The sequence below is a fragment of the Ruminococcus sp. RTP21484sp1_RTP21277st1_D2_RTP21277_210401 genome (assembly GCF_040924225.1).
Taxonomy (GTDB): domain Bacteria; phylum Bacillota; class Clostridia; order Lachnospirales; family Lachnospiraceae; genus Blautia_A; species Blautia_A faecis.
Genome location: NZ_JBCOMJ010000052.1, coordinates 1 through 20,888, shown reverse-complemented (window position 1 = coordinate 20,888; position 20,888 = coordinate 1). Strand labels below are relative to the sequence as shown.

General features: G+C 41.5%; 20 protein-coding genes, 1 tRNA gene and 2 pseudogenes. 20 read left to right on the top strand and 3 right to left on the bottom strand.

Features of this window, described 5'->3' with window-relative positions; genetic code table 11:
* The first annotated feature begins 109 nt into the window (after positions 1–109).
* The 12 genes from AB5706_RS22400 to AB5706_RS22345 all read left to right on the top strand — a co-directional run bounded on the left by AB5706_RS22400 (position 110) and on the right by AB5706_RS22345 (position 10,871).
* Positions 110–517 (top strand): hypothetical protein, encoded by a 408-nt coding sequence (locus AB5706_RS22400; RefSeq protein ID WP_118584267.1) that lies wholly within the window; start codon positions 110–112, stop codon positions 515–517.
* A gap of 18 nt (positions 518–535) precedes the next feature.
* Positions 536–1,231, top strand: coding sequence for a Cas9 inhibitor AcrIIA9 family protein (locus AB5706_RS22395; RefSeq protein ID WP_347161034.1), 696 nt, complete (start codon positions 536–538; stop codon positions 1,229–1,231).
* A 2-nt stretch (positions 1,232–1,233) separates the two neighbouring features.
* Complete coding sequence (locus AB5706_RS22390) at positions 1,234–1,761, top strand: DUF7666 domain-containing protein (protein WP_118584265.1); 528 nt, start codon at positions 1,234–1,236, stop codon at positions 1,759–1,761.
* Positions 1,762–1,814: 53 nt separating this feature from the next.
* Positions 1,815–2,783, top strand: coding sequence for a DUF5688 family protein (locus AB5706_RS22385; RefSeq protein ID WP_147422367.1), 969 nt, complete (start codon positions 1,815–1,817; stop codon positions 2,781–2,783).
* Between the two features lie 82 nt (positions 2,784–2,865).
* Positions 2,866–3,867 (top strand): DUF5688 family protein, encoded by a 1,002-nt coding sequence (locus tag AB5706_RS22380; protein ID WP_118584263.1) that lies wholly within the window; start codon positions 2,866–2,868, stop codon positions 3,865–3,867.
* Positions 3,868–3,913: 46 nt separating this feature from the next.
* On the top strand, positions 3,914–4,894 hold the full coding sequence (locus AB5706_RS22375) for a DUF5688 family protein (protein ID WP_118584262.1): 981 nt from the start codon (positions 3,914–3,916) through the stop codon (positions 4,892–4,894).
* 62 nt (positions 4,895–4,956) lie between these two features.
* A complete protein-coding gene (locus AB5706_RS22370) occupies positions 4,957–6,090 on the top strand; it encodes a hypothetical protein (protein ID WP_204454258.1) in 1,134 nt (377 codons plus the stop codon).
* 25 nt (positions 6,091–6,115) lie between these two features.
* Positions 6,116–8,269 carry a PcfJ domain-containing protein gene (locus AB5706_RS22365; protein ID WP_173718610.1) on the top strand — a complete coding sequence of 718 codons (2,154 nt, stop codon included), beginning with the start codon at positions 6,116–6,118 and terminating at the stop codon, positions 8,267–8,269.
* A gap of 35 nt (positions 8,270–8,304) precedes the next feature.
* A complete protein-coding gene (locus AB5706_RS22360) occupies positions 8,305–8,931 on the top strand; it encodes a single-stranded DNA-binding protein (protein ID WP_173718609.1) in 627 nt (208 codons plus the stop codon).
* Positions 8,932–9,190: 259 nt separating this feature from the next.
* The gene (locus AB5706_RS22355; RefSeq protein ID WP_118581334.1) at positions 9,191–9,370 is read left to right on the top strand and encodes an excisionase; all 180 of its coding nucleotides are present in this window, start codon (positions 9,191–9,193) and stop codon (positions 9,368–9,370) included.
* Positions 9,371–9,452: 82 nt separating this feature from the next.
* Positions 9,453–10,688 carry a tyrosine-type recombinase/integrase gene (locus tag AB5706_RS22350; protein WP_173718608.1) on the top strand — a complete coding sequence of 412 codons (1,236 nt, stop codon included), beginning with the start codon at positions 9,453–9,455 and terminating at the stop codon, positions 10,686–10,688.
* 33 nt (positions 10,689–10,721) lie between these two features.
* Entirely contained in the window at positions 10,722–10,871 is a 150-nt protein-coding gene (locus tag AB5706_RS22345; RefSeq protein WP_173718607.1) for a hypothetical protein, read from the top strand.
* Between the two features lie 39 nt (positions 10,872–10,910).
* On the opposite strand, the pseudogene AB5706_RS22340 reads toward AB5706_RS22345, so the two are convergent.
* Positions 10,911–11,006, bottom strand: a pseudogene (locus AB5706_RS22340) (DUF6783 domain-containing protein); the annotation flags it as partial.
* Between AB5706_RS22340 and AB5706_RS22335 the strand changes: the two are divergent.
* The 3 genes and pseudogenes from AB5706_RS22335 to AB5706_RS22325 all read left to right on the top strand — a co-directional run.
* A pseudogene (locus AB5706_RS22335) lies at positions 10,965–11,063 on the top strand (DUF6783 domain-containing protein); the annotation flags it as partial. The pseudogenes AB5706_RS22340 and AB5706_RS22335 overlap by 42 nt on opposite strands.
* 132 nt (positions 11,064–11,195) lie before the next feature.
* Positions 11,196–11,267, top strand: a tRNA-Arg gene (locus AB5706_RS22330).
* Between the two features lie 52 nt (positions 11,268–11,319).
* Positions 11,320–12,246 carry an SH3 domain-containing protein gene (locus tag AB5706_RS22325; protein WP_243271291.1) on the top strand — a complete coding sequence of 309 codons (927 nt, stop codon included), beginning with the start codon at positions 11,320–11,322 and terminating at the stop codon, positions 12,244–12,246.
* Between the two features lie 203 nt (positions 12,247–12,449).
* Here the strand turns inward: AB5706_RS22325 and AB5706_RS22320 are convergent, their stop codons facing one another.
* Positions 12,450–13,883, bottom strand: a complete 1,434-nt coding sequence (locus AB5706_RS22320) for a polysaccharide deacetylase family protein (RefSeq protein WP_173769527.1) — start codon at positions 13,881–13,883, stop codon at positions 12,450–12,452.
* Between the two features lie 411 nt (positions 13,884–14,294).
* On the opposite strand from AB5706_RS22320, the gene AB5706_RS22315 reads away from it, so the two are divergent.
* A complete protein-coding gene (locus AB5706_RS22315; protein ID WP_173769528.1) occupies positions 14,295–14,891 on the top strand; it encodes a zinc dependent phospholipase C family protein in 597 nt (198 codons plus the stop codon).
* A 345-nt stretch (positions 14,892–15,236) separates the two neighbouring features.
* Positions 15,237–17,441: a C40 family peptidase gene (locus tag AB5706_RS22310; protein ID WP_243271292.1), complete on the top strand. Its 2,205-nt coding sequence runs from the start codon at positions 15,237–15,239 to the stop codon at positions 17,439–17,441.
* Between the two features lie 226 nt (positions 17,442–17,667).
* Here AB5706_RS22310 and AB5706_RS22305 read toward each other — a convergent pair whose 3' ends face one another.
* Entirely contained in the window at positions 17,668–18,306 is a 639-nt protein-coding gene (locus AB5706_RS22305; RefSeq protein WP_148462271.1) for a PduL/EutD family phosphate acyltransferase, read from the bottom strand.
* Between the two features lie 129 nt (positions 18,307–18,435).
* Here AB5706_RS22305 and AB5706_RS22300 point away from each other — a divergent pair, with 129 nt between their 5' ends.
* From AB5706_RS22300 to AB5706_RS22290, 3 genes are all read left to right on the top strand, one after another.
* A complete protein-coding gene (locus AB5706_RS22300; RefSeq protein WP_148462269.1) occupies positions 18,436–19,323 on the top strand; it encodes a leucine-rich repeat protein in 888 nt (295 codons plus the stop codon).
* Complete coding sequence (locus tag AB5706_RS22295) at positions 19,320–20,780, top strand: vWA domain-containing protein (protein WP_173769530.1); 1,461 nt, start codon at positions 19,320–19,322, stop codon at positions 20,778–20,780. The genes AB5706_RS22300 and AB5706_RS22295 overlap by 4 nt, the downstream gene beginning before the upstream one ends.
* Positions 20,781–20,835: 55 nt before the next feature.
* Positions 20,836–20,888 (top strand): DUF6783 domain-containing protein (locus tag AB5706_RS22290; protein ID WP_368366330.1); only part of this gene is annotated, 53 nt, incomplete at its 3' end.

Genomic DNA, 20,888 nt, shown 5'->3' with positions numbered 1-20,888 from the left:
ATGAAAAAGCTGTTTCTGGAAGGATACAGTAAAAATGCAATTGCAGAAGCGTTTGAATGCTTACCGGAAACCGTAACGGCGAGAATCAAAAGAGCAGAGGAGGACATGAATGGAACATAGAAATATAAATACAGTTGGAACGATATTTAATGACTTTTTAGGCTTGTACACAGGAGAAAGACCTGTTGGAATCCATGAGCTGATCCAAAAATATGACAGGCATCCGGTCCTGATGGGATTGTTGTCTAATGTGGATTCTGTTATTTATGTGGATGTTAAAAAGGCCATGTATGAGATTTATCCATTTTACAAGAAATACAGACATCGTGCATTGGATGATAGTGTGTGGAAAAACATTGTTGAGAGTGCGGAGACCCTTGAAAAGAAGTGGAATGGAAACCTTTGGGTACGCCGGGTAATACTGAATCTGGTGAATGAGCTTGATAAGGAATCCCAGGAAGTGCAAAGAGCGGCAGCTGGAGGAAATGTAGAAAATCATGCATCCAAAGCGGCATAATGACGGGAGGAGCTTTATATGCTGGAAAAATTGGCGAAAAGCATAGAGGAAGTAAATGTCCTGGCAGAACATTACCGGACCTGTCAAAATGTAGCGGCAATTGAAAGCCTTGCAAAAGAATGTTTCATATCCAAAGAGGACACGGATGCATTTATAGCAGGAAAAAGCTGCTGTCTGTTGAAAGTTCCATTAATGGGGCAATCCGGTTCAGTAACCGAAAAACTGACAGAAGAAATGCTTCTTTTGCAGGATTCAGGGTATGCGACCGTGCTTGGCACGTATCTTTTAGACCTTGCCAGAAAAGATCCTGTTATGAAAGATGTGATCCTCCAGCCCCATAAGACGCTGAGACACTGTCTCGAATATGTCCATGAAAAAGCATATGAGACGGCACTGGAGAAAGCAAAGAAAGAGGGAAAAACTGGTGTGGGGCAAAATGCTGGTATAGCGATTGGCTCTACAGAGGTATTTGCCTGGGTAATAGACTATTACCTGTTGGATGACCGTAAAGACATGGAGAAAAAAGCGCAGGAAGAAAAAGATACAATAAAGAAAGCCTGGGAAAGAGCGGAATCAATTAGGACATTGTCAGCAAAATCAAAAGATTCAGATACGAAGAAAGATGTTTCGGAAGATGCAAAGGTGGCAGCAAAGCCAGCAACGCAAAAGAAAGAAGAACCGGAGCAGCTTTCTTTATTTAATTTAGGAGCCTGAATATGATTGCATACAAAGGGTTTGAAAAAAATTTAAGTTGCAGGGGTTATCAATTTAAACGATATGGGATCAATGAGACAACGGAAGCAAATTGCAGACAGAATGGATTCCATTGTGCGGAAAATCCGCTGGATTGTCTGGTCCACTATCCAAATTGGAAAAAATCCACTTACTTTATTGTGAAAGCATTTGGAGATCTGGATGAAGATGACCAGGATACGAAAATCTCATGCACCAAGATAGAACTGATAGAGGAATTGGATTTTCCAACGCTTTTGTTACGAGGGGCAGCGTATATGGCAATACATCCGGACCGCTCATGGTGTAGCCTGGTTTGTAAAGAAACTGGCACAGGGGAAAACGGGTTTGTAGTTGTACGTGGAAAAAACCCCAGAGCAAAAGGGCGGAAAAATGATCTTCTTATTTTTGTCCAGGAAGAACCAGATAGCAATGAGATCACCATTATAAATCAGATCTGTGTGGATGGCGCAAGATATAAGGAAGATCAATGGTACGGAATTGCAGATTGAAAATTGGATGCTGGATCAGCGGTCATAGAGAAACCGCAGAAAGGATTATTACGATGAAGTTAGGATATTTGGAATTTGTTGAGGTATTAAGTAAACAGCTTTTGAATGCTTTGAACTTACAGGAACAGCAAATATTTTTTAAAAAGAAAGCCATAGATAATAAGGACCGCTTGTTTGTGGAGACATTTGAAAATTTAAGTGGAAAGCAACTGTGCGGTATTGATGTGAAAGATTTATATGAGCGTTTTATGGAAGGAAGTTCAATGGAATCAATTTTTTATTCTGTACAGGAGGAAATTGAGAAACTAAAAACGGTTGGCATGTTAGAGGGCAAGATGACTCCTGACAGTTATCAAAAAATCAAAAAATACCTTTTTGTAAAACCTCTTAACAAGAAAAATCATTCGCTTGAGATGGAAGATGCAGTGCATGAGGATGTTGGCGATATCGCTTGTGTCCTGTATATGATGCGTAGTAACACGAACGAGTATTTTACAGGCATAAAGATAAAAAATAAGCATTTGGAACAATGGGAAATGACAAAAGAGGCTGTTATGGAAGAGGCATTTAAAAATACCTACCAGATGGCACCCCCTCTCCTTTATACAAATCATGGGAACGAATGGGGAGAACCCTTTATGGAGAATGGAGCATCCTGCTTATCGAAAAGTGACAGAGTTAGGGGAATTCAGCTTTCTACAAATGCTGAAGAATATGGAGCTGTTTCTGTATTTTATCCTGGCGTTCTTCAAAGACTGGCACAGCTTATGGCAAGTGATTTGTATATTATATTTACAAGCAGGAACGAAGGGGTAATTTACAGTGTAAATGAGAGTAATTTAGAAAATATTAAGGCTGAACTCAATGAAATGGTAATCGAGTATGGAAATGGTATGGTGTATGAAGACGATTTATTGTCAGAAGAACTCTACTACTATAGCAGAATCGAAGATAAGATTTCTGTATATATGGAAAAAGTAAAGGTTAGCTTTACTACGGTTAATTTAGCGGAAGAGCACTGATTATTGGAAAAGCAGGTAGGGCTGCACAATAGTTAAGTAAGCATTATGTGTATGAATCCTAATGAAAGGAAATGAAAATACTATGAGTGAAATTTTAAGTTATGAGAAGTTTATTGAAAACTTAAGAGGGTATCTGTTAGATGCTTTAAATCTGCAAGAAAAACAGATTTACTTTGAAGCAAAAGATGAAGAGGGAATGACTCCGAATGGAGACCGTTTATTTGTGGAATGTCGTGTAAGTTCAGAAGGGAAAGAAGTATGTGGAATTCATACAGAAGAATTATATGAGGATTATCTGGATGGTGTTTCGATAGATAAAATTGGAGATACTGTTACAGAAGAAATTAAAAAACTAAGTAAAGCAGGATTCTTCGAAAAAACAAAGAATGTAAATAATTATTCAAAAGTGAAGGAGGATCTTTTTATCCGTCTTTTGAATAAGAAAAAACATGAAAAGGCATTGGAAAATGCGGTGTATAAAGAGGTGGACGGCATAGCCTGTGTTCTGTATATGAAAGTGGGTCAGTGTAATGGCCGTATTTCGAGCATGAAAATCCGCAAAGATAGCCTGGTAGAATGGGGGCTGGATGAGAATGAGGTCTATGAAAATGCACTCTTAAATACCTATCTTCTTACACCACCAAGGATTTATCAGTGGGAACGTTTAGTTTTAAATCCTGATTATGATGGAGAGGACTTTATGGCCTATGGCTACGATAATTATGGAATGAGGTTGTGTGGCGAACGCGTAGGCTATTGTTTATCAACGGATAAGCGTACAAATGGAGCTGTGGCTGTTTTCTTGCCTGGAGTGGCACAAAAACTTTCAGAAATTTTGGATGATGATTTTTATATTGTATTTACAAGCATTCACGAAGCGATGATTCATCCGAAGAGCAAGTGTTATCCAGAAGGCTTGGAAAGAATCCTGAAAGAGACAATTGAAGATGCTACCCCAGACGAAGATTTTCTGGCAGATGAAATATATTACTATGACAGATGCACCAGGAAAATTGCAAAATGGGATAAGGTGGTATCAAGGGTAACCTTACCTGTCGGCCGTGTTGAACTTGTTCCGGTATGAGAATGTTCGGAAACATTTGAAGAATTATAAGAAAGGAAAACTTAGTATGCACGTAAATTTAACATACGAACAGTTTGTGCAGGAATTACGAAACTGGATTATAAAAGCTACTCATCTCCCAGAGGACTATGTTTTCTTTAAGAAAAAAGAGAAAACCGGAATAACCGCAAATGGGGATCGGTTATTTGTAGTCTGCGCTGAAACTGATTCTGGAAAAGACATCTGCGGGATTTTTGTGGAAGAACTTTATCAGGATTATGTAGAGGGGACTTCCATGGAAAACATAGAAGCAAGGGTGAAGTGTGATCTGGATAGAGTAGGAAATATGGAAAATACCAGATATCTGAATGATTATGAAAAAGTCAAGGAACATCTTTTTCTGGGGCTTTTGAACCTGGATCAGCACAGACATGAACTGAAAAATGCCGTATATAAAACAATGGGAGACATTGCAATCACGTTATATGTGCATGCAGGAACCTTGAAGAATGGGATTACATATTTGAAAGTCAGATCGGAATATTTGGAAGCATGGGGCCTGGAAAAAGACGATGTTTTACACGAGGCTCTTTTAAACAGTTATCGTATATTGCCTCCAAGAATCTATGATTTCAAAAAAATGATGTACACTCCGGGTTATGCTGGTGAGGACTTCCTGAATATGGATCCTTATTTTATTTCGGATAAGAAAAAGAAGGAGGGAATCTGTCTTAGCGTAAAAGGACTCTCAAATGGTGCTGTGGCAGTTCTGTATCCAGGCGTGATAAAGAAACTGGTGGAATTCATGGACGGGGGTTTTTATGTGGTATTTAGCAGTGTCCATGAAGCCCTGATATACAGTTCAAAACTTTGCAGCCTGGAAGAACTTGAGAATTTACTAAGAACTTCTAATGCAAGAATGACATTCCAAAAGGAGTTTTTAACGGATAAGGTCTATTATTACTGCAAGGAAGAGGATAAATTTATTATGCTTCGAGGCAGTATGAAAATGTTAGTTACAACAATCCGTATGGATGAGGAAAATTAAATGACAAGGAACGGGATACGGCAGGAATTTCCTGCCGTATCTGTCGTTAAGAGGAGATGAAAATGTCCGAGGAATACAAATACAATTTATTGACGCAGGAGCTGCTTCTTCAAGGATATACGACAGAAAACCATCCCGACTATGTTCGAATTGGAATCGGAAAGATGGGAAAATCCCCCCTTGAAAATTCGGATGGTGGATTTGTTTATACCGACGAGTATCTGGAAGAGAAAACTTTTATGTCCGGCTGTGGGCTGTATGTGAAATGGGAAAATTGTATAGACCGCTTGGAGTATATGAATGAGACATTTTGCTTTGAAAACGATAATGTGGTATTCCGATGCCCATGGCATAAGAGAGATTGTGAACGGAATCATCCATTATTAAAGGAAGATGAATTTTGCGCCTGCCATATGGTATCGGATTACCAGTATAAAAAAAGTGTGGAATATCTGAAAGAACAGGCAGACAGGAAAAAGGAAGAATTGTTTCAAAAATGTAAGGAACAGCATAAAAATCGGATTTGTAAGCTGCACATGTTTTATAACTACGACAAGCAGGAATGGAGCCTGAAATATGATCCGATGAAGTGCAGATGCGGACCAGGAGAGTATTGTACGCTGCGGGGCAGACCTCTTTCCGAAAAGACAGGGAATATCTACTACGATTTAAAGGTATCTACAATCCGAAAAGACGATACCTTTTTTGCTGGTGAACCTGTAGTGACGATCACAAGGGGAAAGAAATTTCTGCAGGGCAAGGTTCCGGTCGATATCTGTGAGGAAATTGCAAAAAGAAACCGGGAGGATATTTTTAGAAAAGAATGGTTCAATGGCTATTCTATGCAGGCGTTGTATGATCCGGATTTGAAGGTGGAAATTTTGAACATTAGAGTTGCTGCACGATTGACGCGCGATAAGGCACAGGATCTTGAGGATGAGAAAGCTGGAATAAATGTTGGATATGAAGCAGATTCTGTGAAAGCGAAGAAGAAGTGGAAACAGGAACGAAAAGAGAAACGCCTGGAGCAGGTAAAAAGAAAGCTTGTGAAAAAGGGCTGGGAGTCTCTGAACGATACGGAACAAAGATTTATGAAGAAGAGACTGTCTGCTGAACAGATTGAAGCGTTGCAACAGGAGTGGGTTACGGCAAATGAGCATAAGGATGAGGCTGAGCAGTTAACCTTAGATTTATAAAATAACTTCAGAAGGGATGAATGAAATGGAAAAACGAAAGCTTAAAAAAATGAAGGTATTGGAACCATCAAAGGAGATGGTTTTGGCGGCAGAAAGTGATATACCAGTTATCGGAAATATGGCTTATGAGAGAATGAAATATCCAATTGGTTTGTTCATTCAGGCGGAAATGGACGAAAATATTTTAAAAATAGGTTTTTTTATTACAGATATTTTGACCGCAGGAGGAAGAAGGCCTTTATATACCCTGTTCATTGATAAGGCAAAAGATTGCTTCATAGGGTATGATTACCGGTTAAAAGGCTGGACGAATAAAATGTTGGATAAAATTGAATGGCCAAGCGGCATAAAATATAGTCATGCATGGTGTGCTGCAAACAGTCTGGATCAGATATGGGAAATTCTGGGCGAGGAGTACAAAAAAGATAATGTGTATTATGCTATTTTACAATTTGAAGAAGGAGTACGCAGAAGAAAAAGAATACAGAAAAACCGATTGCGTACACAGACCTGGGATCAGGTGATGAATTGTGTGAAGAATACACCGAAAGACTGGGATCGGTGGATGAAAAAAGTAGGGATTACACAGAATTATATTTTCTATAAATACTCCCGGAAAGAAAGTATGACAGGTTATTGTACCTGGTGCGAAAAGAATGTGCCTGTAAAAGCTGTAAAACATAACAAAACAGGAAAATGCCCTAATTGCGGGCATAAGATCCAGTATAAGGCAATCGGAAAACAGCGTATGGTAAGTTCGCGTGAGGAAACGGCATATCTGTTACAAACGTGCGGACAGAATTTTGTCGTTCGTGAATTCAGAGCTAGTGTGAAATATGATATGCTGGCATATACGAAACCAATATATAATTGGTGGGAACAACGCAGATTTGTCTATGATACAGATCTTAATAAAAAAGAGTTTTATTATGGATACTACCGTGGAACAGATGAACATAGGTGGATTCAGGGAGAACTCTATCCGAACCGTCCGTATTATTGGGGCTATGAACCGCGTTATCCAGGACGTATCTATAAAAAATCCCTTCATGGAATTCAAAATAAGCAATTTAGAAGAAGTGGATTTTATGAATTAATTAGAAAAAGTGAAAAGATAGAGCCAATCTATTATTTAGATCGGTTAAGCTGGTATCCCTATTTTGAACAATTGGCAAAAGCCGGACTGGATCAGTTAGTGGATGACATTTTGAGTACTGGAACATCTATCTATTTCCAAGAAGCAGACTCTTTAGGACATGCACTGGGGATTGATAAATTCCGGCTAAACAGACTTCGGAATAACAAGGGTGGACGCATATTTCTTGAATGGTTGATTTTTGAAAAAGGATTGGGAAAGGTGATCAAAGATGACGTGATTGCCTGGTTCTCAAAATGTAAGATTAACCCGACAGAACTATCATTTATACTAGATCGAATGAGCCCGGAACAGATAAAGAATTATTTAGAAAAACAGGCAGAAGAAAGTGAAAAGAAACCGAAAGATCTTGTGGGTACCTGGAAGGATTATCTTGATATGGCTGAAAAACTAGGCCTGAATGTAAAAGATTCCATTGTATATCGGGTACGAAAGCTGGAACTGCGGCATAATGAAGTGATCCAAATGCTGAAAGATAAAGAAATGGATTTGAAAGCAGATGAGATCGTGGAAAAGTTTCCTACAATAGAAGCGGTTTGCGAAAGTCTGAAAAAATATGAATATAAAAATCAAAAATATCAGATTGTAGCACCGCGAAGCGTCAGGGATATTTTTGTAGAGGGAAATGAACTAAAGCATTGCATTACTGGAAAGGAAACTTATTTTGACCGTATGGCAAAACAGGAATCCTATCTTTTGTTTCTACGAAAAACAGATACTCCAGAGAAACCCTATTATACATTGGAGGTGGAACCTGATGGAACAGTACGCCAGAAGCGGACTTATTTTGACCGTCAAAATCCTGACATTGAGGAAGCAAAAAAATTTTTGGTAAAATGGCAGGAGCAGCTTGTGCGTAAGCTCAACAAGGAAGATAAGATCCTTTCACTAAAGAGCCGGGATCTTCGGAAAAAAGAAATCAAAGATTTGCGGAAAAAGAAAGTAAAAGTGAATGGATTTGGATTCACTGGAAAGCTGCTTGCGGATATTCTGGAAGAGGATTTGATGGAGAACGCCGCATAAAATGGTAAACAAAAGAGAGAAAGGATAAAGATACTATGGCCTATATAATGTTTGATGATAACCAGGTTGTTATCACTGGTAAGATTGTAATGGATTTTACATTTAGTCATAAGATTTGTGGAGAATGCTTTTATAAGACGGAGCTTCAGGTTAAGCGCCTCAGCGATTCTGTAGATACAATTCCGGTGCTGATATCGGAACAAATTGCAGATATTACGAAGAGCCGCGTTGGTGAATTTGCGGAAATTTATGGGGAATTTCATTCACATAATCTACGTGAAGAAAACCATACTCGATTAGAGCTTTATGTATTTGCCAGGGAAGTGAAATTTGTAGAGGTAAATGACTCTAAGACGGATTACACAAATCGAATTCTTCTGGAAGGTACAATCTGTAAACCTACAGTTTACCGAAAAACCCCTCTGAAAAAAGAAATTACGGATCTGCTTCTGGCTGTGAACCGGTCTTTTGGAAAATCAGATTACATACCCTGCATTTGTTGGGGGAGTACCGCCCGCTATGCGGCTGATCTTAAAGTGGGAACCCGTGTGATGGTCTGGGGCAGAATCCAAAGCCGGGAGTACAAAAAACGGATCGAGGAAAATGAAACTCAGAAGCGAATTGTATATGAGGTTTCAATAAATACGCTGGAGGTAGCGTAAATGTTGAGTTTATAACTTTTTATGATAATTAAGCGATAATAATAAAACTTTAATGCTACATATTTGAAACTGTGATGAAATTGACACATAGTTTCATGGATGATATTATAAAAATGGTATTTGGCAGTAGATGCTGCATAAACTCTTATCTCGGTTAGGTTCGGGATGAATGGAAATAACGGTAGTGTGTGCAATTGCACCCAAAAATCACGAAAACGTTGATTTTTGGGTGCTTTTTTTGATTTGGGAGGTGATTATTATGTCTGAGAAATATTTGCTGACGATTGATGAGGCTGCTGAATATTTCAACATTGGTAAAAACAAACTGCGCGATATGATAAAAGAACCTTGCTGCAATTTTGTGCTTTTCAATGGTAAGAAAGCGCTTATCAAAAAAAACAGACTGGAATCATATTTAGATGAAACTGTTTATTTATGATTGCAGGAAACGGAGGTGTGTGATAAGATTAGTGCTATAAAAAATAACATTTACGCACCTCTAGTTAAAAAGAGGTGAAAGAATGGGAAAAAATTTAAAAGGAAAGGAATTGGGAAAAGGCATTACACAAAGAAAAAACGGGGTGTATCATGGAAGGTATGTAGACCGTTTTGGCGCCAGAAGATCCGTCTATGGTACAACGGTGAAAGAAGTAAAAGCGAAGCTGGCAGAGGCGGAACTAAACGAACAAAAGCTGTCAAATATTGTTGATGAAAAAATAACATTGGATGAGTGGTACGAAAAATGGATGCGGGTTTATAAAGAGCCTGTTGTCAGGCTCAGTACAAAAACTACATACAATTCAATGTATAGAAGGTTGATTTCACCAGTTTTTGGAAAAACTCGTTTAGTAAATATCACCAAATTGATGATTACAGATTTAGTGAATAATATGTCAAAAAAAGGATATCAGTATGAGTCTCTGAACAAAGTGAAGGTTCTTCTTATTGATATGCTTAATAGAGCAATGGAAGATCAGTTCCTTATCCGCAATCCAGCAAAAGGTGTAAGATTGCCAAAGAATAAGCCGCAGAATGAGATTAAGGCACTCAGCAAAGAGGATCAGACAGACTTTTTTGAATGTGCCGCCGGTACATTCTATAATAATATGTTTGTTGTTGCTGTAAATACTGGTTTACGTCCGGGAGAATTGTATGCGCTTACGGAAGAGGATATTGATTGGAAAAATAATGTTATTCATGTGAATCGTACGCTGTTGTATCAGAAACTGGAGGGTGATGAGTGTAAGACATTTCATCTTGGTCCCCCAAAGACAGAAACAAGCATAAGAACAGTTCCGATTAATTCATATTGCCGTAAAGCACTAGAAAAACAGATTATTCAGCATAAAATTGTAATGGCGAAAACGTGTAGGAAGAATTTGGAATTTCCTGATTTCCTGTTTACTACGAAGCTTGGGACTCCATTAAATGCACAATTATATTGCGATGCAATTGAAAGAATCGTGCAGGAAGTGAATCTGATGAGGGATCCGTTGGATTTGATGGAAACTTTTTCAGGACACTGCTTCAGACATACATTTGCTACTAGATGTTTTGAAGCTGGAATTGTACCAAAAACAGTGCAAGCCTATCTTGGCCATGCTTCTCTTCAGATGACAATGGATTTATATACTGCGGTTATGGAGCATAAAAAAGTGAATGATATGCAACTTCTTGAAGATTCAATTGATCTCCCGGATCCGGCAGCTGAGATAAATTTAGCTAGTAATGAAAAAGTTATTAAATTTTGTGGGTGATACCGTGGGGTAAAAATGGGGTAGTACAGAAAAATGATATGGCGTAGAGCCTTGGAATCCCTTGATTTTACTGGATTTATTGTAACCAGATGGGGTGCAAATAAATGTAATTATTACGTCTACCAGAGCACCCCATACGACCTCTACGGAACACCTGATTTTTCCAGTATTTCCAGGGGTTGAGAGAGTGGTGTATTCCACGTAAATTATTATAATTTCAAGCTATTTATTACGAAAATGGAGTAAAAATGGAGTACTAGAGCGTGTTTGAAAAAGGCTTTCTGCAAGATGTGCGTCACAATTTGTGGGAGATTTTGCCCGGATGAGGGCGGGGCTGTCTATTTCCCGACAGCCCCTTTTTCAAAACTGACATAACTATTCCGTCAAAAGAAAAAACTTTACATCCAGTCGATATTGTGCTATAATTTTTTAGTCGAAGTGGTTGTATATGAGGTTGCTGTTTAAATGTTAGACAGTAACTAATGATAATGCAGCTTTCGAATTTATGCACCTGTAGCTCAGTGGATAGAGCAGTGGTTTCCGGTACCATGTGCGGGGGTTCGATTCCCTTCAGGTGTATTGCCTGGAACGATCGGGCGTTCCGGTGCGTTGTATTAAGGAGGACAAGAACTTGGATAATTTCAGAGAATGGTTATCAGATAACCTTCGCTATTTTATGCTTGGCGGAGCGATTCTGTTAATCGTGGTTGTCCTGTTTTTCGGTATCCGTGCATTTATGGGAAGCGGGAAGGGCGATTCCAGCAAGGATACAGCCGATGAGCAGGTAACAGCAGACAACGACCAGGGAAATGTTCCTTCTTCTCCGGCAAATGATGGGGAGACTGACGGGAAGAAAGACGCCAATCCCATGGAAAAAGCTAATGAAGAGATTACTTCATTGATCAAGAGCTATTACACAGCTCTGGGGGATAAAGATATTACCACATTGCGTACTTTGGTAGATAATCTTGCACCGGCAGACGAGTCTAAGATTACCAATGCCAAGTACATTGAAGGGTATGAAGCTGGTGATATCTACACGAAAAAGGGGCTTGATGACGATTCCTATGTAGTATATTCCTGTTTTTACTACATCTGTCAGGGGATTGATACAAAGGTACCTGCGCTTGCTGAGTTCTATGTGGTAAAGGACACAGACGGGAACTGGAAGATTGACGGCGCTGCTCACGATGACAGCGACGAGATAACGAAATATGAAGTTTCTTTGCGTCAGGATGACGACGTGAAGGAGCTGAAGGCCAAGGTACAGAAGCAGTATGAGGATGCACAGACTGCAGATCCTGCACTTGCTGCTTTCCTTGATGGTCTTGGTGAGGATGTCACAGGATCTGCAGAGACAGCCGATGGAACTACGCTGGTAGTGACAGAGGATTGTAATGTCCGTGCAGCAGCCAGCAGTGATGCAGAAGTGATTGGTGGATTGTCCGCTGGGACAGAAGTAGTCAAGAAAGGTGAGAACGGAGACTGGATCCAGATTGACTATGAAGGCTCTGAGGCGTATGTTCACAGCAGCCTTCTGGAAGAGAAAACTGAATAAGTATAAAAGAGGAATTGTCATGATGGCAGTTCCTTTTTTTGCGTGTTTGAAAAAATATATAGAATAAACCAGAGTATAGTTGCTGATTTCCTGAAAACGATACTCTGGTTTTTATGTAGTGCTATATTATGATACCAGTGTCAAAAGGTCAAAAAGCCGTTCGTGCTTGCACGATAAGGCGTTTGAACTTGGGACACGCCAAATCAAAACGATCCATAAGCGGTTCCGTTTTCCAATGTAATTCCCTTTGCAGCAGCCAGCTCGCTTACTGTTACCAGCTGATAGCCCTCCTGCAGCAGCTGCGGAATAAAAATTTCAGCAGCATCCACAGATTCTTTGAAAATATCATGCATTAAAATAATCTGTCCATCACTGGCGTTGTCCATTACATTCTGTACTGTGGAATCTGCATTCTGTGTTTCCCAGTCCAGAGTATCCACAGACCACAAAATCAGAGGCCTTGCTGCAGTCTCTGCTACGGTGTCATTGTAAGAACCATAAGGGGGGCGCACAACAGTGGCAATGTGCCCTGTGAGATCCTGGATCAGCTGATCTGTGCGGGAAAGCTGACTTGCAGCATCATCGGCGGAAAGCGTGGTGAGATCCGGGTGATCATAAGAGTGGTTTCCAATCTCGCATCCAAGCTCCTCCATACGCTTTACAGGTTCCTGAAAATATTCCACTTCCTGACCTGCCAGGAAAAAAGTAGCTTTTACATTGTTTGCTTCCAGACAATCCAAAAGACGGTCTGTAAAATCACTGGGTCCATCATCAAAGGTGAGGGCAATCATCCCCTTTGGCTCCGGAGAAACAGTCGGTTCCGAAGTAACGGAGGCTTCCGGTACAGGGGAGACTTCTGATGCTGCAGAAGAGGCTTCAGAAGGATCATCGACTTCGGAAGAAGCTTTTCTGGAATCTTCATTTCGATCAGAAGAAATATCAGCTTCTGCAGCCGGTGTGGAAGCACCTGTCGCAGAAGCTGTGAGATTGTCAGCATTCGAAGAATCTGATGTAGTATTCATGTAGAATACAAGATCCTGATTGGAACTATCATCTGCCGTCGTCGGTTCACCCTGTTGTGCACCGTCAGCGCCAAAGTGATAAATTTCGCCGTCTATTGTCACATCACCAGTCTGAAGAACTCCATCTGCATTGAGGTAGTAGCGCTTGCCATCAAGCTCAAGCCATCCGGTCTGCATAACGCCTTTGTCATTGAAGTAATAGCGGTGTCCGTCTGTATCTGTGAGCCAGCCTTTATAACCTTCTCCGTTTACCATGAAATACCAGTTACTGTCAACTGGCGTCCACACCCCCTGGGAAGCTTCCGGAGAGACTTCGAAAGAAGTGTCTGAACCTGAAAGGGTATCAGGTGCCGGGGTATCTGCGGCAGGCGTTTCGGTGGGAATGACATCCTCCGGTGTGTTCTCCTCTTCTGCATCGGTATTTTCAGCTGCCGCACCACCAGATTGAATCTGGGAATCATCTGTATTTCCAGCTACGAACATGTCCGGGATCTGGGTATCTGTAATGGGTGAGTGCGAAGCGGAAGACTGGGTAAAAGAAACTCCGCATGCAAGACACATAAGAACAGCAGCTATAGCCAGCCCCTTATTTGTCCGTGGTTTATGGCCAGGCATATAATTCCTCCTTTATGTAATGATTTCATGATGCCAGTGTGTTTCATTACTGTTCACTGGCAGCATTTCATTTTTGGGATCATGTTACGGTTCATTTCGTGACCAGCAACACGCTTTGTAATGTACAGAAATCATGGGTCTGCATGATTTTCAGCTGTACAGTAACCTAATAATACAATATATGACGAAAAAAAACAAGACCGGCTTACACGCAGGATATAATTGTGCAATTTAACGATATATTGGAAAATATTTCACAGAAAATCAGAAAATGTTTATTTGAAATTTGACAGAGATTCTGCTATATTAAGTTGTGATAACGATGATTTGAAAAGCAGATACAAAAGCTTTTTACAGTTTATTGTTTTTTATCTGTTACAATGGATAAGAACAGGAAAGAAGAGGAAGCGGTTGCGTAAAAAATCCCATATACTGGTAGCCAGATATCTGGCAGACCAGATGCCTGCCACTAAGAGTCTGCAGTCCCACAGAAAGGCGTTCTGCCTTGGAAGCATTCTTCCGGATATTAAGCCATCTTTTCTTACAAAGAAGCATGAATATTTCGGCACCTTCGAAGAAATCCAGGGTAAGATGAAAGCTCTTATTGACAATGATCCCAAAGAAAGCAAGGAGCGCGTTTACTGGCGCAGGTTTGGCGAAGTGATGCATTATATGGCAGATTATTTTACTTTTCCCCATAATACGAACTTTACCGGGAATCTGTACGAGCATAATAAATACGAGAAGCATCTTAAGAACCATCTGAAGCGCTACATAGAGAGTGGGGCAGCAGATCGTATGGTCATTCTTCCAGTGAATTTCGGAAGCTTCAGGGAACTGGTGGAGTATATTGGAAATGCCCATGAAAGATATCTTCTTAAGGAGCGTAATATTGCAGAGGATGTTCAGTATATTCTCAGAATCTGTTCACAGGTTATTCATGGAATCCTGCAGCTGGCTGCGAAGCAGTTTGGCAGAGAGGATATTCTGATTCCGGCTGCATGCTGATAATGGGAAGAGCCAGTGCCGGGAGATCACAGCAGCTTGTCTGTGAGTACCGGGACTGGTATTTTTTTGTACAGCAGGAAAAATGAATTCTTCGCTGCTGCGAAAAAAAGCGGTATTTAGCAAGTGGGAAACGCTTTCACTTAAATCTGTACAGAAATTGTGAAGAAAAAATGAAAAATCACGAAAATACGTCTGTATATTTTGAGGATAGTTGATTTAGAAGGGTTAGTATGCTACAATAATGCATGTTAATACTTAATGCGAACTGTCTTTAAGGTAAGAATGCATACCTTTATATAGGGGAGTAAAGGGATGTTCATGAATAGAAGGGAGCATCTTTTGAATATGAAAAATAAATATCTGACAAAATGTTTATGTATTACTATGGCAGCTGCGATATCCTTTACAGGAACGGCCAGTGTTTTTGCCTCAGAAGAGACAGCCTTGTCAGAAACAGAAACAGCTGCCCGGGAAGCGGCAGCAGAGCCGATTTCATCAGAGCAGGCATCGGCAGAGACGCCTTCCGCACCTCCGGAGACAACGTCAGAGCCGGCACAGGTACCAGCAGAGTCTGTACAGACGCCATCAGAGCCCACAGAAACACCAGCTGAGCCTACACAGATCCCATCAGAGCCTACTACACCAGATCATATACCTACAGAGACACCGGCTCCAAGTGAAACACCAGATCATACATCTACAGTGACACCGGCTCCAAGTGTGACGCCAGATCATACACCTGAGGTGACACCAGAACCAAGTGCGACACCAGAACCAAGCGTGACACCAGAACCTAGTGCAACGCCGGACGATACCCCCACAGTGACACCAGAGCCTAGTGCTGCACCTGAGGTGACACCCACTGTGACTCCTGGACTTTCAGCAGAGAGCCAGCAGAAGGTAAGTGCCCTGATCAAAGACATTGATAAAACCTTCAAGCAGGAATTAGATAAGAAAAAGAAGAAAAAAGTCAAAGCCCTGAGAAAGACCTATAACAGCTTTTCAGACCAGGAGAAGGCTGCTGTTACTAATTACAAGCTTCTTATCGATATGGAGAAGACGATCAGCCAGCTGTCCGGGGCAGCAGACGATAAAGATGCAGATAAGATTGACAGCACCACAACGCAGGCACTTAATGGAACCCCAGTCTACTATGCATCTAATCTTCATGCAGGCAAGGAATTTTATCTGAACAGCCTGCAGGAGAACTATCAGCTGTCATTTTCTGATGATTTTGCAGATGTTATGGAGCAGATTGAGACAGAGTATAAAGCTGCCAATCAACTGACAGATGTATCTGATTCCGAAGGTGGTGTTACCACATCCGCAGATACCCTTCTTGTACGCAACTGGCAGGATATACTTGCCATATATGTCTATGAGAAGAGCCTTGATGGTGCCACTTCTTTTACGCTGGATTCTTCCTGTAAGGATGATCTGGCAGCTATTTTTGCCAGGATGAATCCTGTTGTGAAGGACGAAAGTAATTCTAACAGAGTTACATATGGAAATTACCATATTAACCATTACATTAAAGAGAATAAGATCCCCAAGGATGAGAGGGGGATTTTGAAGAAATATCTTGAAACAGACTGCAAGCTTCTTTGTGCAACTGTTACAGCAGCCAAGGGCTTTGTAAGACAGAGTGTTGGCGATGACGTTTCAGAAGAGCGTGTAAACGTAATTGCAGCTGCTTATTCACTGGTTGGTAAGGTAGGGTATTTCTGGGGCGGCAAGTCTACTGTGATCGGAATGGACCCAAGCTGGGGCGCAGTACAGCAGGTAAGCGCGGAGGGAAGTCAGAGTACCGGTACTTTACGTGCGTATGGCCTTGACTGCAGCGGTTTTGTTACCTGGGCAGTGATCAATGGCTATGAGAATCAGGCTATGATCGCAGCTGTAGGAAGCGGTACCTCAGACCAGTGGGGCAGAGCGAACGTGGTAAGTGAGGCGGATGCCCAGCCAGGTGACCTGGTTTTTCAGAGAGGACCAGAAGCAGGAAGTGCCAACCATGTTGGTATTATCTGTGGAAAAACTGACGCAGGAGACTGGATCGTCGTACATTGTTCTTCCAGCAAGAATGGTGTTACAGTAGGAGAGGCTTATAGTGCAAGCTTTCGTTACATCCGTCAGCCATCCTTCTATCCGAACGCACAGCAGGTAGAGGAAATGAGACAGAGTGGTAAAACTATAGCCAATACCCAGTATATCACAGGAATTGACGTATCCAATAACCTTCAGGATCTGATCAAGGCGAACCTTGTTACAACAGGAGATATGGATACGGTTACCATAGATGCTTCCGGAGACGGAACTGTTTCACCGGGAAGCCTCTATGTCGCAAACAGCCTTCAGGAACTGTTTGATGCAGGACAGCATGTAAGTGTATTTAGTCAGGTGACATACGGAGATGCCGCAGAGATGGAAGCTGGCAGTAATGAGGCAGCAGGTACTGCGGGAGTTAATAAAGCCCAGACAGTAGATTTTTCCAGAATTATGGTTACCAATTCTCTTCAGGAGCTGTTGGCGGCGACAATTGGAATTCAGTGACGCAAAAGTGCTTCCACACCCGGATTCGGGCAGGAAGCACTTTTCATTTGTATAGACTGAGTGAACAGATTACAGAATTGATTTTCAGACAGGCTCCGGGAGGCTGTGACTGGCATATGCTGCTGCAAGAAAATGGAATTACTGTTCACTCTGTTCACAAAAAACACCTTGCGGAATGTCACCAGTGAACAATAATAAAATGGAGTCACAGAGTATGCCCTGACGTTTAGCGGTTAATACCGGATAATACGTCTTCAATCCATTTATCTGTATTATAGTTATCATCAAAGAATTTTACGATTACTCCATAAGGCTCTTTTTCATTGGAAAAAGCATTGGCTTCGTCGGTATCTACGTGCATGGCAAGGCGGTAACTCCAGTCTACACGTACTACCACATCTGCATAAATAAGAGCGCGGCCGAAACTTTTGGTCAGGACAAAAACTTCGTCATTATCTTTGACCTTCAAAGTAACGGCATCTGCCGGAGTCATGTGAATGTGACGTTTGGCAACAATGACACCGTGATCAAGGATAAGTTCGCCCTTGGGTCCGATGAGCGTGCAGCCAGGGGAACCGACAGTATCACCAGACTGGCGGATAAGACCGGGAAGACCGATCTTGCGGGTATCTGTAAGAGAAAGCTCAATCTGGGTTTCTTTACGAAAAGGACCTAGAATGGCCATATTCTGATACTCACCTTTAGGGCCCTTTACTGTAAGGCGTTCCTGGCAGAGATACTGTCCAGGCTGGCTTAATTCCTTTATGTAATGAAGCTGGGCATCCTCTCCGAACAGGATGTGGAAATCCTTCTGGGAAACATGAATATGCCGCGCCGAGGTTTCAATCGGTATTTTAATGCTCATGGAAATTCCTCTGATATTATATAGAGTGTGAACATCAGTACTGTTTTAACACTGCAATAGATTAAGTTTAATATTAATGAGAAAAAATAGCAAGCCTTTTTTACAGGCACATATACAGGAGTGTATGAAATGAAAATGCATACAGACAACGGTTTTACTTTTGATATTAAGGAAGACCATGCTACAGTAATGGAAATTGATGGGGATCCCCAGATTGTGGAAATTCCGGAACAGATCGACGGAGTGCCAGTCACAGAACTAGCTGAATATCTTTTTTCCGGGAAAAGCTGTCAGGTCATACGGATTCCCCTGGGAGTCAGGAAAATAGGCCGTTACGGTTTTTATAACTGCCGGAATCTGGAAGAACTATGGTTTTCCAGTGATTTTACTGATCTTGGAAGTGGAACTTTTACAGGGTGCCACAGAATCCGCAGAATGGAAGTTTTGATGAATGGCGAACAATCCGGTCTGAAAGAGATTCTTTCAGAAGTTGGAGAGGAGCTGCGGGTACATTTATATGGGAAAGTGGAAGCCATGCTTTGGTTTCCGGAATATTACGAAGAAGGTGTGGAGAATACTCCTGCCAGGATTTTGATGACTGAGGTGCATGGAAGTGGTCTGTATTACAGAAACTGCTTTCAGGGAAAAGTATTTCATTTTCTGGAGTATGACAAGCGTTTTGAGATGGCGAGAGCCCAGGAATCATCAGATTTCCTGAGAGAAATGGTATATGGCAGACTGAACTGGCCGACAGGGCTGACAGAACAGGCGAAAATACAGTACGAGCAGTACCTGAAGGAGCATATAGAACAGATTGCTTCTGATTTTATCCGTCAGAAAAGAGGGGAAGAGCTGGAATGGCTTCTTCATACGTATCCACTGGAACAGGGGCAGAAAGAACTGTTTACAGGACTGGTAAATCTGGCAGACACAGTGAAGTCTCCGGAGATTTTGAGTATGCTTATGGAGTACCAGAGGCTGCATTTTCCATCGAAAAGGAGAAGTTTTGAACTATGAGTGGTTCAGAAGAGAAAAAATTGAATTCATTACATGAGGTAGATTCGTTATATAAAGTGCAGGGTGGAAAAGCTGCATACCAGATAAGTCCGGCATATGGGCAAAATACTTTGTACAAGGTAAATCCGGTACATGACGCTTGGGAGCGCGCACTGGCAGCAGAGAGCATCTGCCAGGATATTTTGACCAGTGCCAGAAACCAGTTGTACCTGAATATGCGCTTTATGGACTGCGCATTGTCAGCACTTTTCTTTCAGGGAGATATGGGCATTCATCCTGTTGGAACGGATGGAACTGTCCTGTACTATCAGCCGGAAGAGCTTATGGAACAGTTCAGGAGAAGCCAGGAAAAGGTGAATCGGATCTATCTTCACAGCCTTTTACACTGCATTTTTCTCCACTGTTTTCCAGAGAAGGATGAAGAAGGAAATCCTGTTGTGGATGTCCAGTACTGGAATCTTGCATGTGACATTACAGTGGAAAATATCATTGACGGGCTTTATCTGAAATGTGTGCATCAGCCGGCATCTATGGTGAAGCGGCAGGCGTTGCAGCTGATACTGGAAGAGGGAAAGGTAATGACGGCTCAGAGGATTTACCGAAGGCTTCAGACTCTTCATTTACCGGAAAATAAAATGCAGGAGCTGCGCCGTGAGTTTACTCAGGATGACCATGGTAAGTGGTATGAAAACCATCCAAACAGTCCTCAGATGTCCCAGCGGAAAAAGAACTGGGACGACATCCGCAACCGCATGCAGACAGAGATGGAAACTTTTTCAAAAGAAGCGGGAGAAGGCGGAGAAACTCTGGTAGACCAGCTGCGTGCCCAGAATCAAAATCGCTATGATTACAAAGAATTTCTGCGGAAATTTTCTGTTTTGAAAGAAGAAATGAAAGTTGATATGGACACTTTCGATTATATATTTTACAATTATGGAATGAATCTGTATGGCAATATGCCGCTGATCGAGCCCTTAGAAACGAAAGAAGAGCGGAAGGTGGAAGATTTTGTGATCGTTATTGACACTTCCATGTCCTGTAAAGGAGAGCTTGTCCAGAAGTTTCTGGAGGAAACCTACAGTGTGCTCAGTGAATCTGAGAGCTTTTTCAGGCGGATCCACGTACACATTCTTCAGTGTGACGAGAAAATCCAGTCTGATGTGGTGATTGAAAATGCCATGCAGTTGAAGGAATATATGTCCCATTTTACAGTGAAAGGAGGGGGCGGCACAGATTTTCGCCCTGCTTTTGCCTATGTGGAACAGCTTATGAGAGCGAAGAAGTTTACAAAACTTCGGGGACTGATTTATTTTACAGATGGTTATGGGATTTATCCTGCAAAAATGCCTCCTTATGAGACTGCTTTTGTATTTATGAAAGAGGATTACCAGGACATTGATGTGCCGCCATGGGCAATCAGGCTGATCCTTGATGAAGAGGATCTGGAGTCTGTTTAAAAAGTCTTTCTGTGTCAGATCTTTTGTAAAGCAGGAGATGTAGATTAGAGCCTGTTTGAAAAATCATTCCCGCAATCTGCACGCCCCACTTTGCGGTATATTTTGCCC

Coding starts and splice junctions, on each gene's coding strand:
- AB5706_RS22365 (WP_173718610.1), top strand. CDS start 6,116: ATGGAAAAACGAAAGCTTAAAAAAATGAAGGTATTGGAACCATCAAAG.
- AB5706_RS22355 (WP_118581334.1), top strand. CDS start 9,191: ATGTCTGAGAAATATTTGCTGACGATTGATGAGGCTGCTGAATATTTC.
- AB5706_RS22370 (WP_204454258.1), top strand. CDS start 4,957: ATGTCCGAGGAATACAAATACAATTTATTGACGCAGGAGCTGCTTCTT.
- AB5706_RS22395 (WP_347161034.1), top strand. CDS start 536: ATGCTGGAAAAATTGGCGAAAAGCATAGAGGAAGTAAATGTCCTGGCA.
- AB5706_RS22320 (WP_173769527.1), bottom strand. CDS start 13,883: ATGCCTGGCCATAAACCACGGACAAATAAGGGGCTGGCTATAGCTGCT.
- AB5706_RS22300 (WP_148462269.1), top strand. CDS start 18,436: ATGAAAATGCATACAGACAACGGTTTTACTTTTGATATTAAGGAAGAC.
- AB5706_RS22350 (WP_173718608.1), top strand. CDS start 9,453: ATGGGAAAAAATTTAAAAGGAAAGGAATTGGGAAAAGGCATTACACAA.
- AB5706_RS22295 (WP_173769530.1), top strand. CDS start 19,320: ATGAGTGGTTCAGAAGAGAAAAAATTGAATTCATTACATGAGGTAGAT.
- AB5706_RS22345 (WP_173718607.1), top strand. CDS start 10,722: ATGATATGGCGTAGAGCCTTGGAATCCCTTGATTTTACTGGATTTATT.
- AB5706_RS22305 (WP_148462271.1), bottom strand. CDS start 18,306: ATGAGCATTAAAATACCGATTGAAACCTCGGCGCGGCATATTCATGTT.
- AB5706_RS22390 (WP_118584265.1), top strand. CDS start 1,234: ATGATTGCATACAAAGGGTTTGAAAAAAATTTAAGTTGCAGGGGTTAT.
- AB5706_RS22380 (WP_118584263.1), top strand. CDS start 2,866: ATGAGTGAAATTTTAAGTTATGAGAAGTTTATTGAAAACTTAAGAGGG.
- AB5706_RS22385 (WP_147422367.1), top strand. CDS start 1,815: ATGAAGTTAGGATATTTGGAATTTGTTGAGGTATTAAGTAAACAGCTT.
- AB5706_RS22310 (WP_243271292.1), top strand. CDS start 15,237: ATGAAAAATAAATATCTGACAAAATGTTTATGTATTACTATGGCAGCT.
- AB5706_RS22400 (WP_118584267.1), top strand. CDS start 110: ATGGAACATAGAAATATAAATACAGTTGGAACGATATTTAATGACTTT.
- AB5706_RS22375 (WP_118584262.1), top strand. CDS start 3,914: ATGCACGTAAATTTAACATACGAACAGTTTGTGCAGGAATTACGAAAC.
- AB5706_RS22360 (WP_173718609.1), top strand. CDS start 8,305: ATGGCCTATATAATGTTTGATGATAACCAGGTTGTTATCACTGGTAAG.